The organism is Bacteroides sp. 11BF (genome assembly GCF_019633765.1).
GTDB classification, from domain to species: Bacteria; Bacteroidota; Bacteroidia; order Bacteroidales; family Bacteroidaceae; genus Bacteroides; species Bacteroides hominis.
Genome location: NZ_JAFKPJ010000007.1, coordinates 240,921 through 256,554 on the forward strand (window position 1 = coordinate 240,921; position 15,634 = coordinate 256,554).

Here is a 15,634-nt window from a genome sequence, read left to right on the forward strand (position 1 = left end):
GCCGGTTTTTTGTTTTTATTATTTATATTTGCCGCACAGATACAATAATCGGGTGTCTGGAAGACAATTAATTTATAGTAATAACCATTCTAATTAAAAAAAGAACATGACTTACCTTATCGTAATCGGATGCATAGCCCTCTACATGGGCTACTTTTTCTATGTGAAACAGAAGAATGCGCAGCGTGCGGCAGTGGTGAACCAAACAGACTTCAAAGCAGAATTTGCCAAGGTGGAAGCCTATAGGAAACAATTCTTAGACTCCGACGGGCTTTTCTTGAAAGAAGCGATGAAGCAGGCACGAATTGATGCCGTGAACTATGCCAATATAGAATATACGTTAGCGGATTCACTTAAAAACGACATGAAGAATAAGCTGAAGGGCATGGCCACGCTGGGCACCGTGCGTTTCCGTTCGGTACATACACCAAAGTACCTGGTGTTGAGCGGTGACACTCTACACTTGTTCGATACCGACACGGATGGAGAGATAGACACCCACCTGACCTTCCCGCCCTTACGCCTAAAGGAATCACGTCTTATTGAATATCCGCTTGCCGGGCAGGAGAAGGCACAGGCAGAAGCACGTGGTAACAATGTGAAAACTTACAAACTGTCGCTACAGACAGACGACAAGCCTTTGGAACTCATCATCTACTCGTGCTTGATTTTCACTAACATACCGGAAACACCGGGTAGTCCCGAAGAGGCGGTACGCGACATTGTCGTGGCGAATGATTTCCTGAAACAACTGGGCGATTTATACCCGAATCTAAAGGTGAGGCTCCCTATTCTCTGATTCATTCCGTCTATTCAACTATGAAAACTTGTAAGGATATATATAATTTGTATCAGGACAGAGAACCGGAGTCACAGATACACGCTGCTTTCGGTGAGGTGGCTGTCAACGACAGAGATGAAAAGTTTGGCAACTTCACGCCACTTCATCTGGCCTGCTACTTCGGCGATGAAGGTGCGGTGCGCATCCTACTGGAGCATGGTGCCTTCGTCGATGCCAAAGACCGAGATGGTTATACACCGCTCTGTACGTTGGGCATGTACCGATACACATATACCGATGAAGAGAAAATAGCCGCCGCTGCCCGACTATTACTTGAGAAAGGTGCGGACGTTCCCCGTTCCGCCAAGTGGACGACTGCCCTGCTGGAGGCCATCCGCCAAATGCACTTCCGGATGGCGGAAGAGATTGTGGAGAGCGGTGCAAGAATCGATTCGACCGATACAGATGGACAGAATGCTTTGCATATCGCCTGCCTGACCGCCGGCAACATTGCCCACACTCTGCGCCGCACGGAGGAGCGGCTTGCTTATAAATTGGCAGAGTACCATTCGGAAAAACAGATAAGTGAAATCCAGGCGGAAATCGACCGACTGAAGCAGGCGGAAGAAGCCGTCTTCAATCTAACAAAGAAACTACTCGAAAGCGGACAGATAGATTCGGAAGAGAAGAATAACTGCGGGAAAACGCCGCTCGACATGGCCATGCAAGAAGGTGCTATGCGCATCGGAACGCTTCTGGCTGGGCATAATCCTGAGGATGTGCTCGCCGCACGGGTGGGAGGAATGGATGTGTTCCAAGCCTTGTTCCACCAGAACGGGGATGCCCTCGATGCGCTCTTGCAACAAGGCGTGGAGCTTCAGACCTTGTGCGAACATAGGGAGATGTGCGATTTTCTTGGCAAGTCGCCCTTAGCCTGTGCCTTAGCCTGGTCCAACTTTGATGCCGCCGAGCGCATTCTCTGTGCGGGAGCCGATCCCAACTTCCGCATGATGGACGAGCAGACCGCCTTTGCCGTTTGGATGGAGGTGACGGACATTGGGGGAGCTGAGGAGACCTATATTTGCACTTTAGAGTTGATGTTGCAGCAAGGCTGGAACCCTGAAGCCTCCGCAGACCGGGAGGGAAACACTGCGCTTGCCTTGGCCTGCCGGCACGTAGGCTATGCGCCGGGCAAGACCGCTGTTCGCTTCCTGTTGGAGAAGAGAGTGAACACCGACGTTGCCAACCTTTGCGGACAGACCCCGCTGATGATTCTTTACGGAGGCGGCTATTGGGATGGTCGCATTCCCCCGCTGCCCATGTTACCGCGTTCCTATCCCTATGGGTGGAAGTATTGTGGGGAGGACGAGGCGGAGGTGCTGGAGTGGCTGCTTGAGGCGGGTGCCGATGCCCGCAGAAGGGACAAGTGGGGTAATAGCCTGCTACACTACATTGCTGCCTCCTGCTACAATACGGAGGCGCGTCAAGTCGCTGAAGTTCTTGCAGACTTCCCCCTGCCGGATATCGCCTGGACGAACAACGAAGGGCTGTCTGCCATTGACCTGGCTATCGACAAAGGTAGTGAATCGTTTGTAAAGTTCCTGCTCAGACACTTTTGCTAACCTATATAAATGAATATATCATTATGGACAACAACTTGACATTCCTCAACGCTTGCCGCAATGGGCAGAAAAGTATTGTACAGATATTCTTGAAGAGAGGAGGAATTGATGTGAACAAGCGGGATGCGGAAGGTAACACGCCGTTGCATTATGCTTGTCAGAAAGGTTTTAGGGACATTGCCGTTCTTCTTCTTGATAATGGGGCCACTCCAACAGTCGTAAACAATCGTTCAGAAAGTGCGCTTCACGCCGTGGCACGGTGTGGAAACAAGGAGATAATCGCCCGTCTCCTTTGGGAAGGAGCGGAAGTAGATGCCACCGACCGAGAGGGCCGCACTCCTTTACTTTGCCTGCTAAGCAATAAGCACACCGATGCAGCTCTCTATTTGATAAATCAAGGGGCTAATACGGAACTTGCAGACAATATCGGTCATCGGGCTATAGATTATGCCACTGCGTACGGGCTGCGGGAGGTCGTCCTTCACCTTTCCATTGACAATGCGGGCGATGCACGTGGCAACACACCATTACATCAGGCCGTCCGCAACGGACAAGGAGAAATTGTGCGTACCCTGTTGGCTGTTTCAGCTGCGATGCTCGATGCTCTGAACGACGATGGTGAGACACCACTTGCCATTGCTTGTATAAAAGGCGACCTGATGATTGCCACCATGCTGGTTGAGAAGGGAGCCGATGTGAACAAAGCTATGCTTAACGGCTCCATGCCCCTGCACTTTGCCGCTCGGTCGGGCAATCAGTTTCTTGGCAAACTCTTATTGGAAGCTAAAGCGCGGACTGATGTGCAGAATGAAAACGGCGACACGCCTCTTATCGTGGCAGCACGCGAAGGAAACCATGAGTTTGTCAGCCTGTTGGTGGAATACCGTGCCGATGTAAATCTGGCCAACAATCTCCGCCACACTGCCTTGCACTATGCAGTGGAAAGGGGGTACAATGAAATCGTGGAAACATTGTTAGTGACCGGAGCGGAGGGCTGAGCGGTCACAAAAGAGGAATCATTATCAACCATTTTTTAATAGAAACAAATATGTCACAAGAAAAAGTAAATCCTCAAAGTCCAGAGGAGATAACCAAAGCGGCACAAGAAGCAGCTATCAAAGCAGCGATGGAGCAAGCGCAATCCATGTTAGGTAGCATCCCCGGTTTTCAAATACCTGATATAGCAGCTATGCAGGAACAAATCAGAGCGCAGATGCAAGTGGCAGTCCCCAACCTCAGCGAGATTCAGGCACAACAAGCAGCCATGGGCACCTTGGGTGGAATCAACGCTGACCACATCGCACAAGAGGGGCAAGATAATATGGCATTCGCTTCACAGATGATGCAAGCCATGATGGATGGAAGCTTGGAGGAAGCACTTAGGAAGACGAACGATAACATCGAGAACGATTGGATCGATGGAGAGGATACGGATAAAGAGAATTTATATGATGACGCAGAGGATAATGATAATCTTCTCATAGCAGTCAAAGACGAAGAGCTTTGGCAGATAGAGCGCGCTGACGATGGTCTCCTCACTCCGCGCCAACTGCATTTGTTGGCCTTCGGTGCGCCGCTGTTCGTCTATAACTCTGAGCAGGTAGACAGCACGGGCAGCACTTACAGCGTCAATACCACCCGAGAACAGATGCAGAGCTGGTGGGGTATTGTGGATCACGACACTACCTTTGAGACCGTCCGCTGGTTATTGGAAGAGGGACATCATACCACTGCCGACCGCATTCTCCATATCCTCCGTACCGAGGGTATTGAAGCTCTGCAACGTGGTGCCGAAGAGGACGAAGAACTGGCAGAGAAGATCGATGAGGTGCTCCCCATACTGCAACTGATGCCTCGTCTGGGCTGCACTACGGACGAGTTGCCTGCCACTTCCATCGGTTGGGACCTGGTACGTGTTACCAATGTCGCCCGCTGGACTTACCAATGCGGCTACATCAGCGAAGAAGAGATGTGGCAAGTGATGGAACTGGTGGAGAGCATTGCTCGTCAATATTTCACATCGTGGCAGGAGTACGGCTTCAGTTACATTTTAGGTCGTGGCGTGTGGCACGGTGACCGTCAAGACAGTATGCTTGCCTACGAAATCTCAGAAACCCTACTGCGCAAAAAAGAATCGCCCTGGAAACTAAGTGAATGGTAATTAGTAATCCATTTAATATATAACAATCATGGAAATTTTGAATGACTTCTTGCAGAAGTTTCCTCCAACCGGAGAATTAAGAAAACCTACAGTATCTGTTCTGAACCGCTTCAAGGGCAGACTACCTGCCGAATGGTTGAAGCTCTGGGAAACGTATGGCTTCGGTAACTACGGTAATGGATTGCTAAAAGTAATCAATCCTGATGACTACACCCCCAACCTCTACACATGGCTGGGCGGAGAGAATACTGCCCGAATCCCTATTCTGGTGACCGGTTTCGGTAACATCATCTATTATCGGCAGTTGCCGGATGCGAAGGATGATGTCTGTCTGTTGAACATACACCGTTGTTCCACCCAAACCTGTACCTACAGCTTTAAGGAGTTCATGCGCTTTATCACGGACGACGAGGTCATAGAATCTCTTTTGGACAAGGAGCTCTTCGGACAGGCGGTGGAGAAGTGTGGTCCGTTGGCGGAGAACGAAACCTTTTTCTTTGCTCCGGCACTGGCCTTTGGTGGAGACGAATCGCTCTCATACATCCAAAAGGGGGATGGGGTTACTCACCAGCAACTGCTTTTTGAGATGATGAACAACTCGTCTGACAATGAAGAAGAGGAAGATGGAGAAAAAGACCAATGGACGGAAGCCTATGAAGCCAATCCGCATGTGTTCGAACGTGAAGATGGTACGCTGATGGTCAACTTCACGCTGACCGACACCGTAGACACCGTACTGCCTCAAACTCCCGAGAAGCTGTACGCCGTGGAGGGTAAAGAAATCACATTGTGGGTACTGACCTTTTTCAGCTATGACGATAAAAAGAACCTTGCCTCCCTGGAGTATCACACAGCTTTGCAGGCCCTTCAGAAATATGTAGTGGAAGAGCGCGACGACCATGTGCTACTGCGTGGACTCAATTTGGAGGAAATGAAGCAAACCATAGCAATGATAGATTATTAATTGTAAAAAAAACTACTTATGACAGATTTCAACTGGATATTTTGGATCGTAGCTCCGATTATTATCATCTATTTTCTTTACCAACGTGTATGGCCTGTCGTACGCAAGGTGATACGTGTTTTTCAAGGAATACGTCTCAATCCCCGTTCCCATTTGACGGAAGCCGAGTACAAAAAACTTTCTATAGGTTCACTTTACGCTTTACAGCAGGGGGCATACCTCAATTCGCTAACATTAGACATCAAAGATAAACTCTCCACCATCCTTGCCAATTGGTGGAGCATTTACAATACCCAAGATGCCAAGCAAACATTGGAGTATCTCGGCGAGAAGGGATTTGCTTATTATTTTCCCTATGTCTATCAGGCTTTCTTGTTGGATGATGAAGAGGCACAGGACCAAATTTTCCAACAGCATATGACCAGTCAGGAAGATTACGACAAAGCTGTACAACAGCTGTACAATCTCAAGGAGTGTTACGATGAATTGCTGGAGTGCGGCACTATCACTTGTCGGGAGGATCTGCAACGTTACGGCGTAACAGGTTGGGATGCCGGACGTCTTAATTTCATGACACGTGCCTGCTACGACATGAAGTATATTTCCGAAGCCGAAGCGTGGTACTACATAGACTGTGCTTATGAAATGGCACACAACCATTTCTCTTCTTGGCACGACTTTGCCATGAGCTACGTCATCGGACGTGCCTTGTGGGGAGGAAAAAGCGCTTGCAACTCTGGCATGAAGTCTATGGCCGACGACTTATTGAAGGAAGAGAAAAGCCCGTGGGTAAGAATCAAATGGTAATACTTCTTATTAATAACATTCAAAAAACAAACTAACATGATAACAAACATCGCAAGAACCTTGTGGACTGCCTCACTGGCCGTCCTCATTCTCACCGCCTGTACAGGTAAAAGCCGTCTGGGCATGGCCTCGGAAGAAGGTATCAGCAAAGTGAAAGAATTGGTCCGTACGCACGTGGACACCGGCACTAATAAAATATATCGCCTCGTGTGGGCAGAGGACGGCGACGAACGTAAACTGGATAACATTTTGACTACCGTAGAGATAGACTACCTTGATCCGGAGAGCAATGATTATTCCCTCACGATCAGCCTGAAGGATGGTGAGTTCGTAGCTGACGGGCCGTTGAAGAGTAAGCGCAACATCTACTCTTACGAACACTCCACACCGCTTGATCTCGATGTTCTCACCACTGCCGAGGTGCAGCGACTCGTGCAGGAGGCGCACGATCTTTTCCTTACGCAGGAGGATGCCGATAAGTACGAACTGAAGTCAGTCGGCAAATATCACCTCTACATTCCACCCGTGGACAAGCGAAACATCGACCTTTTGCAGAAGCGGTCGGATTACAAGAAAGAGCACAGTCGCACCGCCATTTTCTTCGAACTGAACTTCGTCAAGAAGGACGAACAGCCTGAAGTTAAGGGACGTCACACGTGGACGAACTATTATACCGTGCCTTTCGTGGTGAACCAGGAGGGAAAAGTGGAATTTGAACCTTAAGCCATCGTGAGTAAGCTATTATATGCCTTCTGCCCGTTGCCTTACCGCTGTACGGGCAGATGGCTGTGAAACAGCAATCTCCGGCTGACTCTGTGTGCTGTGCCGACCATCCGTTCGCCACTTCCGTTTCAAGAGACTGCGACCTACGAGGTGATTTCTATTACCCGTGTTTCTCATTTTCGCCTTGCAATATAGGCATGTATAGGCAACGTTATGTATTCTATAGCATACAAGACCAAGATATATGTATCATTTTCATAAGGGATAAGGAGTGGGCAATCGATTCCCACAAACTATCCTTTGACTTGTTGGGAAATAGGCTTAACAACCCATCGGGGGGAGATCCGGAAAAGCATACGAAAATTACCAATGAGAAATTATATCTGTTAGGAAACAAGCAGAACGATTGGATCATAACAATTTTTGAATGGAAGGAATTGTTTGACAGACTGTAAATAATGAGGTCGAGCCAACAGTTAAACACTATCACCCACCAAACCATTATAAACATAAATCAAAAGTATGGAAGATATTGATATTCTAAAGAAATTCGACAACGCTAAGTTGATAGACATAGTGAAAAATCACCAGCGTTATGGTTATGATGACGAACTTCGTGACAGTGCTATCTGCTTATTGGAAGAAAGAGGCTGGAGTAGAGAAGAATTACAGCAATTCGGTTATCTGACAAACCATAATTACGAGGAAGCCAAAAGGCAGTATAAAGCCTATAATCGAAACTCATTGATAGGCATTTGTACGCTTGTGTTCAGCGGAGGCATCCTGGCTGTCGTTTATCTCATCTTTCTAATCCTGGCTTATCGGAATGTAGCCAAATTCTACAAGACATTAGGGCGCAATGAAGATGAAACCGCATTGTTTAATGCTCTTGGTGTGCTGGCTTATTTTCATCTGAAAGGAAAAATGAGGGAAGAACTAAAAGGAATAAGGTAAGTTGATAACAAGCAGCTAAACTAAGAAATACAGTTAGCTACTGGATATGTTTACTCTGTATAGCCAGTAAATATAGGGTGTAAGTCCCGAACAAGCCTTGATAGTGGGAATTGTTAACCAAGAGCAAGCTGGAAAATTGGTTGTTAATATACCGCACAATATGCTGATATTGCTTTGGAGAGTCTGATTATCTTTTGGAAAGAGACTGGTTGGGGAATGTTTTGTAACGGACTGTTTCGAATTATTCATCCTGAAGAATTTCAGGATTTTGCGGATGAATATAACTCGGACTCATTCAATAAGATTGTTTTGCCATTTATGGTAATGGCTTTCGGATACATATTTGCTTATGTGAATAATTCCATTATTGTGGATTACGTCATTTATATGAATATCAGATACGGAATAGAAAAAGTTTTAAGCAACAACATTGCACTGCTTCTCAATAAATGTATATTCAATAAAAGTATTCTGGAAGTATGGTTTAAGATAGAACGCTACGAAGCAGGATGATTTAATAATTACAGTGTTAATAAAGTCGAAATGCAGTTTTCCGTTTAACCATTGTGCAGAAGCATGAAAATAACAACGTCATATAAAAGAATTGAAAACGTTCTGCTTGCCGTGATTTCGCTATTCGTAGGATGGCGTCTCATTTCTCATTATACATCCTCATTGCCTGATTTTGATATAGCCGCTAACAATATATTCATAGCGATTAAATGTAAAGTGCTGACATTTGTATTATGGGGGATTCTGTTATTTCTTTTCCGCTTCATCAGAAAACGGGTGGATGATATAATGAAAAGGCGGTTGTTCAAGATAACTTCCGTGCTAGTATATTGGCTAATCGTGTGGAGTTTCTGCTATTACCAATGCGCTATAAAAGCGGTACTGGATTGGAATGACATGATGAACTGGAATGTGGGATAATCATAGTAGTTATAGTTGTCCGAATATCATAACTTCCTGTTAAAAAAGAACAGAGATCAATATAGTCCAGAATCATTATGTAAACAATTACTTCATTTTTATTATCTAAAGAGAGGGAGTATCTGGACATACGCAAGAGCTGGCAGACAAGATACAATGGCTGCCAAACAACAGCCTTTCGCTCAAAGAGAGGTAGTGCTCTCAAAAGTGTGTAAATCAAAAAAGGGATTTACACACTTTTGGGAATACTACCTTATCCACCAACAATATGCTTGAGACAGCTATTTTTTGCTACCTGCCAAAAAAAAGAAATCCCTGAGAATGTCTGATTATCAGAGGTTTACTTGATTTTTTGTTTTCAGTGATCCGCCTGGAATTCTCCAAAGAGAGTTACCATGCTGATATTTAAAACTTTATGTTATTAGCTTCAAGCATATCCCATGAATTATCCCACTAATTTGCTACGTGCTTTTGCGGTAGTTTGCTCATGGAGAATACTGGGAGCAAAGATATACAATTCATTTGTATTATTAAAAATATGTAGCTATATTATATATTTCTCAAGAATCAACATCACAGCAAATATGAATATACAGCAAAATATAATCCATACAACAGATAAAAAGACAATACTTTTTATGAGATAGAAAATGGCAATTAGGATAAATACTATAAAGCTTATAGCTTTAATTAGTTGTATAAAATATGCTATCACTCTTTTATAAGTATTAGTAGTGTCATGTTTTAGAAAATATTGATTTTCTTTTCGAATTATCTCTGCACATTTATCAATCGTTTCTCTTAGCTCCTTTCTTGTGTCTAACACTAATCCTTCATTAGTCACTTCTTTAAATGCAATCTCTATAATATTTACAATTATCTTTTCATCAACATAAGCCAGTTTGTCTGATAGAATTATTTTTTGTAGTTCTTCCTTTATATTTGTCTCTTGAGGAAATAATGCAATTATATTTATATAATTGTACAGTTCTGACAATATGCCAATCCTTTTTTCTGTTACTTTGAAAAAAGTTTCTCTAGATTGTCTCATAGGCGTTTCGATTAATTCTTTACATATCCAAGCTATGAAACCTACTAAAAGCGTAATTAATATGCTTAATATGTCTTTATTTTCAGATATGAAATTATTGATTACATCCATGTGTACATTTTTTTTTTGCTAAAAATATTTCGAGCAATATTTTTAATAGAGTTAATAAAGCTTCCATCTTTAGAATAATCATTTATAGAGTTTTCTTGCCTCATTATCCCTAAGACAATCTTTTCATTCCCTAAAATTGCAAATCTTTCTTTATTTCCATTTGTAGTCCCTGTTTTTAAAAATAAATTATTTATATCTATTCTTAGTTTTATTTTTGCTATTTGACATAATAGTTGCTTGCATTCATTTTTAAAAGGATCATCATTGTTTAGGAAAAAATCAGCATATAATTTAGTGAGCTCAAATAAAGAAATTCCATCGCTAGTTGCTCCAAGAATGCTAGACGGGTGTATATTGTTCTCTTCTTTATTTAGTAAACTAGCTATGAAATTTAAGACGTTATTCATACCTATTTTGTTGGCAGCATTTATAAAAGCGTTGTTATTTGATGTCAAAAGTGCTTCTTGTATATTTAAGACAGACTTGCTGGGTAGTTCTGCTTCCTTTACGTTCCATTCTTGATTGTTAATTGTAGTTATGCAATTGAATGTTTCCTCTTTTGAAACCCCATTTTCTCTATAAAAAGTATATAAAAAAGGTTTTAATGTGGAGCCTATATTAGAATGAAAAGTAAGAGGATAATCTATTCCATATTTACTATTAATACCGATTATTTTCCCATCTTGTAAAATAATGATTGATATGGGATAAGGAGATTTTTCTATAGTGTAATTAATGAAATTCTGTAAATCAAAATTAAGGCTTGTTAGTATGCTTGATTTCTTATTATTGATAGATTCTGTGATATATGGTATTACGGATGGAGGAATTATTGACAGTTTATTGTATTCAAAGTTGTATGTCCACATTTTATTATTCTGATAAACATTCTTACTTATAATTCTTTTCTTAAAAAGAATTTCATTAAGAAGGTTGTACCTTTTCATGCATAAATCAGAGTGTTTTATATAATAATTTGGTCCTCTTAATATGGTTAGTAGTAACAGTTGTTCTTGTTGTGATAAGAGATAAGGCTCTTTGGTAAAATAGTATAAACTTGCTGCTCTTATTCCATATAAGTTTTTTCCCCAATAAATATTGTTAAAATATAAATCTAATATCTCTTCTTTTGTGTGTTTTCTCTCTAAGGATATAGCATATAGTATTTCTTTTATCTTTCGATGAAAGGTTATAGAATGGTCTTCGAATAGATTGCGAGCTAACTGTTGTGTTATGGTGCTTCCTCCTTGTATGATTCTTCGAGCTTTGATATTCATATATAAGGCTCTTGATATTGATTTTATATCAATTCCTAAGTGTGAAAAGTAGCGCTTGTCTTCAATCGCTATCAGATTTTTTCTTATTTTCCTACTATAATGCGTTACAATGGCTTTCTGTTTGTAGGATTGTGAAACTATACCAAAAGGAATTTTTCGGTTCCTTTTGCCTTGTGTGTACGTAACAAAACCTATATATTCATTATCTTGAAACATAATTTTTTACTTTTTTGCAAAGATACAACATTAATGAGTATTTTAAAAATTGAAAGGTAATGATTTATAATGGTTTGGTAATCTTAGGCATGAGTGTACTACTTTTATAATTTATATTCTCTTTTGGTGTCATACTTGTTTTTTGAAATTTAAAATTTCGTAAAGGTGCTTTTGGTGAAACGAAATTGATGGAGACAACTTAATTTCCTTATAATCTATCAGACCTGTTTCTTCTATAATTAATGCAGAACAGGACAGAATACAGAACTTCGCTCGTTTCTAAATCGTTACATGTCAAGCGGAAAGACTTTGTAAATCGTTAATATTCAAAGATAAAGACGATTGAAAATGTCTTCAAGATGGTAGGTGATCCGCTTGTTGATTTGGCAAATAGTGGCTATCTCCGCCAAATATTCATTCATCTTCTGGTTACTGATTACCGGAAGCAATCTTCCGTCTTTCAACTTACCCTCGTATTTGGCGAGAATATCCAACGGTATTTGCAGTAGGGGAATGAATGATTCCACACCGGTTTTGCCCCTGTCTTTCATAATCCACTTCTTGCCGTCCACGCCGATCTTTATGTCCTCGCTTGAAAGCGTATAGATGTCACAATAAGGTAAACCGGTATAACAGCTGAAGATGAAAGCGTCACGCACGTGCTCCAACCGCTTTGACTTGAACTCCTTGTAATAGATCGTGTCAATTTCCTCCTGCGTGAGATACCCTCTGTCGGTCTTGTCAAAATTGAACCTGAAATTCCCGAAGGGATCAATGAAGCTCAATCCGCTTTTCTGGGCAAACAACAGTATCGTATGGAAACGTTGTACAAATTTCATGGCGGTATTGTTGCTTACCTCACATTCCTGACGCAAATAAAGGTAGAAGTTCTCGATGTGGGTGACGGTGATTTCCTTCACGGGAATGTCCGACAACTTGTATTCCTTCTGCAAGAACTCTATCATCCGCTGCTTGGTCAGTTCGTAGCGGGAGTAGGTCTTTTGCGTGGCAGTCTTGCCGACCTTCTTTGCATATTGTTCATTGTGCTGGGTGAAGTAACTGATGAGTGTTTTCTCCTTTTCCTCCAATCCCAGGAATGCGTTCCTGATTTTTTCCGGCAGTGCGTAACCGTCCACGTTCATCATGCGTGTGTAGTGCATGGTGATGGCCGAACGTATCTCGTCCAGAGTCTTGTTAAGTGAGGATACCCTGAGGCTTTCTTTCTTGTCCGCACTCTGTTTGTTGATGACGGCTCTTCCCGCTTTCGTGTCCCAGTTGTCGGGGTGTATGTCCAGCTTGCTGCTGAATTGCACCTGATCACCGTCCACCGTGATGCGCACCATAATTACTACATGACCGTTTTTCTTCGGTTCGTTCTTCTTTAAATAGAAGAGTGTCTTGAATGTCGATTTCATACCGTAACTCCTTTCTTGTTGCAAAGTTAATTTGTTCATTCCGTAACGGCTATGACTTTCGACTGCCAATATTCGACAAATGAGCGACTTACCTATAAATTCGTTACGGCTTTTATCGTAACGGAAAACCGTAACGAATTAGTAACGATTAATCTTCACAGGGTGGCTTTTTGAGGTCTTTTTTCTGTCGTAAGCGGGTAAGACAAAGCTCTTTAAACCACTGGTTTAAAGAGCTTTGTCTTAGTTTGTTGGAGTATTTTCATTTCTCCTAAGTGATCCGCCTGGGTCTTTAACCCATGCGGTTCACTGTCCTAAATATCAATATTTTAAGTATCGTTATCCCTTTGAGGGGGTACGATTTGGACACTGACTTTTTTATATGTTTCTGTCCGCTTTTGGCGGATGTCTGTCTCCATGTATCTTGGGTTCAAAAGTACACATTCGTTTTGAATTATGCAAGTCTTTGATTATTAATATTTCAACTTAGGTGCAAGGTGCAAGCTATATATATAAATATATGCTTGCACCTTGCACCTAACTTTATCTTGTCCTACAATAACTTTTCTCTTATTTATTAAAGTTGTTTGCCGATTTATTTTTGTTAATCTATTGCTCGTTTTTATGTAAGCTATTCAATAAAATAGTATTTTCGGGGTTGGAAAATATAAATCAGTATGTGATATGATAACTAACCGGGATGAAGTGCTGGAAAACGCATTTAAAGTTTTTGTGAAGATGAACTATGAGAAAGCGAGCTTTACGGAAATTGCCAAAGCCTGCGGGTTGGCAAGAACTGGCATTGTTCATTACTTCCCCCACAAACAAGACTTGTTTGTGGCTGTGGTTGATAAGTTCATATTTCAAACACATCACCCGAAAAACAAGTTTAACAAGACCGAATGTACACTGGCGGAGTTTATCGAACAGTACATACAGGGGATAATTGTTACTATGAAGCGGTTGTGTGAACTTGTGGATGATGGTAACAATCCTTATGGATGCAGTCCTAATTTTTATTATTATCACTTCTTTGCACAAGTTAGGATGTACTACCCCAATATACAAGAAAAGACTGTGCATTTCTTTGCACAGGATTATGAGTTGTGGATGAATATTATACAGAAAGCAAAGGATAATGGAGAAATACGACCTGATACGGATGTTAAAAGGGCTGCTACCATGTTCAGGCAAATGTACTTCGGTTTATCATACGAGCAATCTTATTTAAACGGGCTTGATGTGGAAGAACTGGCGAGTAATTTTCGCTATATTTATTCCTTACTAAAAGCCTGATTTTCATTTTTTAATGTTTTCGGTAAAATAAAAACCGAATGAGTGTTCGTTTTTTGTTGTTTTTCTTATCTTTGGAGCATGAATCTATTTTTAGCAATATGGATAATGTACAGAAACAACGGGAAACTATCGTCTTGTACAAGGAAAAAAGGGACGGGCAGGACTGCATACGAATAGAATATTCAAACAGTCAGGCTATTGCTTTGCTGTTTGCCCAAGATACCGAAATAAAGGTAGATGCAAACAGTTGTGCCTATATGCCAGCATCTACTTTCCGGCTTCCTACATTTTATGACCGCTATTCTCCCCATGCCTATATTGATTATAGTCGGGTATATGTACGACATCCCAAACCCAAACGTGAATATATACTGCCAAAAGGCTATTTGGAGTTATTGGAACAAAAAAGATACAGTCCTTCTACCATAAAAGCCTATAAAATCTATTTCAGCGACTTTATGGAATATCATAAAGGGGCTGACCTCGACCAACTAACAATCGAGGATATAAATACCTATATGCTTTACATGGTAAAGGAAAAGCATATTTCTGCTACCCAACAGAATATGCGTATCAACGCAATCAAGTTTTATTACGAAAAAGTTAGAAAAGGCAAACGACAATATTACGATGGTATAGTCCGTGCCAAAGAATACAAGACTTTGCCCGAAGTATTGAGCCGGGAAGAAATGAAAAATATCTTTGCACAGATGACCAACCGGAAACATCGGTGCATGATTTCATTAATCTACTCTGCCGGACTGCGCCGCAGTGAACTTCTAAACCTCACCCCTAATGACATTATCAGTGAACGGATGTTGATTAGGATAGTGGGTAAAGGAAAGAAATTCAGGTACTCCCTGCTTTCAGAGAAACTACTAAATGAACTAAGAACTTATTACAAGGAGTACCGACCGCAAAAGTGGCTCTTTGAGGGCGAACAGGTGGGTGAACAATATTCACCCAGTGCATTGGTGAAAATACTGAAAGATGCGGCAAGAAAAGCCGGAATAAAACACCGGGTACATTTGCACATGCTTCGACATACTTTCGCTACTCACCTGCTGGAACAAGGGACTGACCTAAGAACCATTCAGGAGCTTATGGGGCATAACGATATAAAGACGACCTCAATTTATTTGCACGTGTCTAATGCTTACAAAGCCAAAGTTCCAAACCCGTTGGATAGTTTGGATGATGATTAGATTATGACCTATTAGAGATTAGGAACTACACCATAAGGTGTGGTTATTGAATAATTCAAGACAATTAAAACAACTATGAATCAGCAGTTTATAGCGAAGTGGCAAAAACAACGGAAATAAC

13 protein-coding genes and 2 pseudogenes are annotated in these 15,634 nt (G+C 42.0%); 12 read left to right on the forward strand and 3 right to left on the reverse strand.

The features are described 5' to 3' along the window. Window positions 1-106 precede the first annotated feature (106 nt). The 10 genes and pseudogenes from JZY04_RS09750 (at window position 107) to JZY04_RS09795 (ending at window position 8,945) form a co-directional block, all read left to right on the forward strand. On the forward strand, window positions 107-799 hold the full coding sequence (locus JZY04_RS09750; protein WP_032530272.1) for a hypothetical protein: 693 nt from the start codon (window positions 107-109) through the stop codon (window positions 797-799). A 20-nt stretch (window positions 800-819) separates the two neighbouring features. After that, window positions 820-2,403: an ankyrin repeat domain-containing protein gene (locus JZY04_RS09755; protein ID WP_122141991.1), complete on the forward strand. Its 1,584-nt coding sequence runs from the start codon at window positions 820-822 to the stop codon at window positions 2,401-2,403. Window positions 2,404-2,426: 23 nt separating this feature from the next. After that, window positions 2,427-3,401, forward strand: a complete 975-nt coding sequence (locus JZY04_RS09760; protein ID WP_122141992.1) for an ankyrin repeat domain-containing protein — start codon at window positions 2,427-2,429, stop codon at window positions 3,399-3,401. 50 nt (window positions 3,402-3,451) lie between these two features. Continuing rightward, on the forward strand, window positions 3,452-4,564 hold the full coding sequence (locus JZY04_RS09765) for a DUF1266 domain-containing protein (RefSeq protein WP_032530275.1): 1,113 nt from the start codon (window positions 3,452-3,454) through the stop codon (window positions 4,562-4,564). A 28-nt stretch (window positions 4,565-4,592) separates the two neighbouring features. Beyond that, window positions 4,593-5,528 (forward strand): T6SS immunity protein Tdi1 domain-containing protein, encoded by a 936-nt coding sequence (locus JZY04_RS09770; RefSeq protein ID WP_122141993.1) that lies wholly within the window; start codon window positions 4,593-4,595, stop codon window positions 5,526-5,528. Between the two features lie 18 nt (window positions 5,529-5,546). Continuing rightward, window positions 5,547-6,335: a DUF1266 domain-containing protein gene (locus tag JZY04_RS09775; RefSeq protein WP_122141994.1), complete on the forward strand. Its 789-nt coding sequence runs from the start codon at window positions 5,547-5,549 to the stop codon at window positions 6,333-6,335. Window positions 6,336-6,371: 36 nt separating this feature from the next. Further along, entirely contained in the window at window positions 6,372-7,058 is a 687-nt protein-coding gene (locus JZY04_RS09780) for a hypothetical protein (RefSeq protein WP_122141995.1), read from the forward strand. A gap of 522 nt (window positions 7,059-7,580) precedes the next feature. Beyond that, the gene (locus JZY04_RS09785; protein ID WP_122141997.1) at window positions 7,581-8,012 is read left to right on the forward strand and encodes a hypothetical protein; all 432 of its coding nucleotides are present in this window, start codon (window positions 7,581-7,583) and stop codon (window positions 8,010-8,012) included. A 165-nt stretch (window positions 8,013-8,177) separates the two neighbouring features. Continuing rightward, window positions 8,178-8,525 (forward strand): annotated as a pseudogene (locus JZY04_RS09790) (GAD-like domain-containing protein); the annotation flags it as partial. A gap of 63 nt (window positions 8,526-8,588) precedes the next feature. Next, complete coding sequence (locus tag JZY04_RS09795; protein ID WP_032530279.1) at window positions 8,589-8,945, forward strand: hypothetical protein; 357 nt, start codon at window positions 8,589-8,591, stop codon at window positions 8,943-8,945. A 544-nt stretch (window positions 8,946-9,489) separates the two neighbouring features. On the opposite strand, the gene JZY04_RS09800 is transcribed toward JZY04_RS09795, so the two are convergent. The 3 genes and pseudogenes from JZY04_RS09800 to JZY04_RS09810 form a co-directional block, all read right to left on the reverse strand. Then, complete coding sequence (locus JZY04_RS09800) at window positions 9,490-10,107, reverse strand: hypothetical protein (protein WP_122141999.1); 618 nt, start codon at window positions 10,105-10,107, stop codon at window positions 9,490-9,492. Then, window positions 10,098-11,600, reverse strand: a complete 1,503-nt coding sequence (locus JZY04_RS09805) for a transglycosylase domain-containing protein (RefSeq protein WP_122142000.1) — start codon at window positions 11,598-11,600, stop codon at window positions 10,098-10,100. The genes JZY04_RS09800 and JZY04_RS09805 overlap by 10 nt, the downstream gene beginning before the upstream one ends. 356 nt (window positions 11,601-11,956) lie before the next feature. Continuing rightward, window positions 11,957-13,015 (reverse strand): annotated as a pseudogene (locus JZY04_RS09810) (phage integrase SAM-like domain-containing protein); the annotation flags it as partial. Window positions 13,016-13,696: 681 nt separating this feature from the next. Between JZY04_RS09810 and JZY04_RS09815 the strand changes: the two are divergent. Together JZY04_RS09815 and JZY04_RS09820 are read left to right on the forward strand one after the other, a co-directional pair. Then, complete coding sequence (locus JZY04_RS09815) at window positions 13,697-14,308, forward strand: TetR/AcrR family transcriptional regulator (RefSeq protein WP_007483886.1); 612 nt, start codon at window positions 13,697-13,699, stop codon at window positions 14,306-14,308. Window positions 14,309-14,406: 98 nt separating this feature from the next. Then, on the forward strand, window positions 14,407-15,513 hold the full coding sequence (locus JZY04_RS09820) for a site-specific integrase (RefSeq protein ID WP_122142023.1): 1,107 nt from the start codon (window positions 14,407-14,409) through the stop codon (window positions 15,511-15,513). Window positions 15,514-15,634 lie beyond the last annotated feature (121 nt).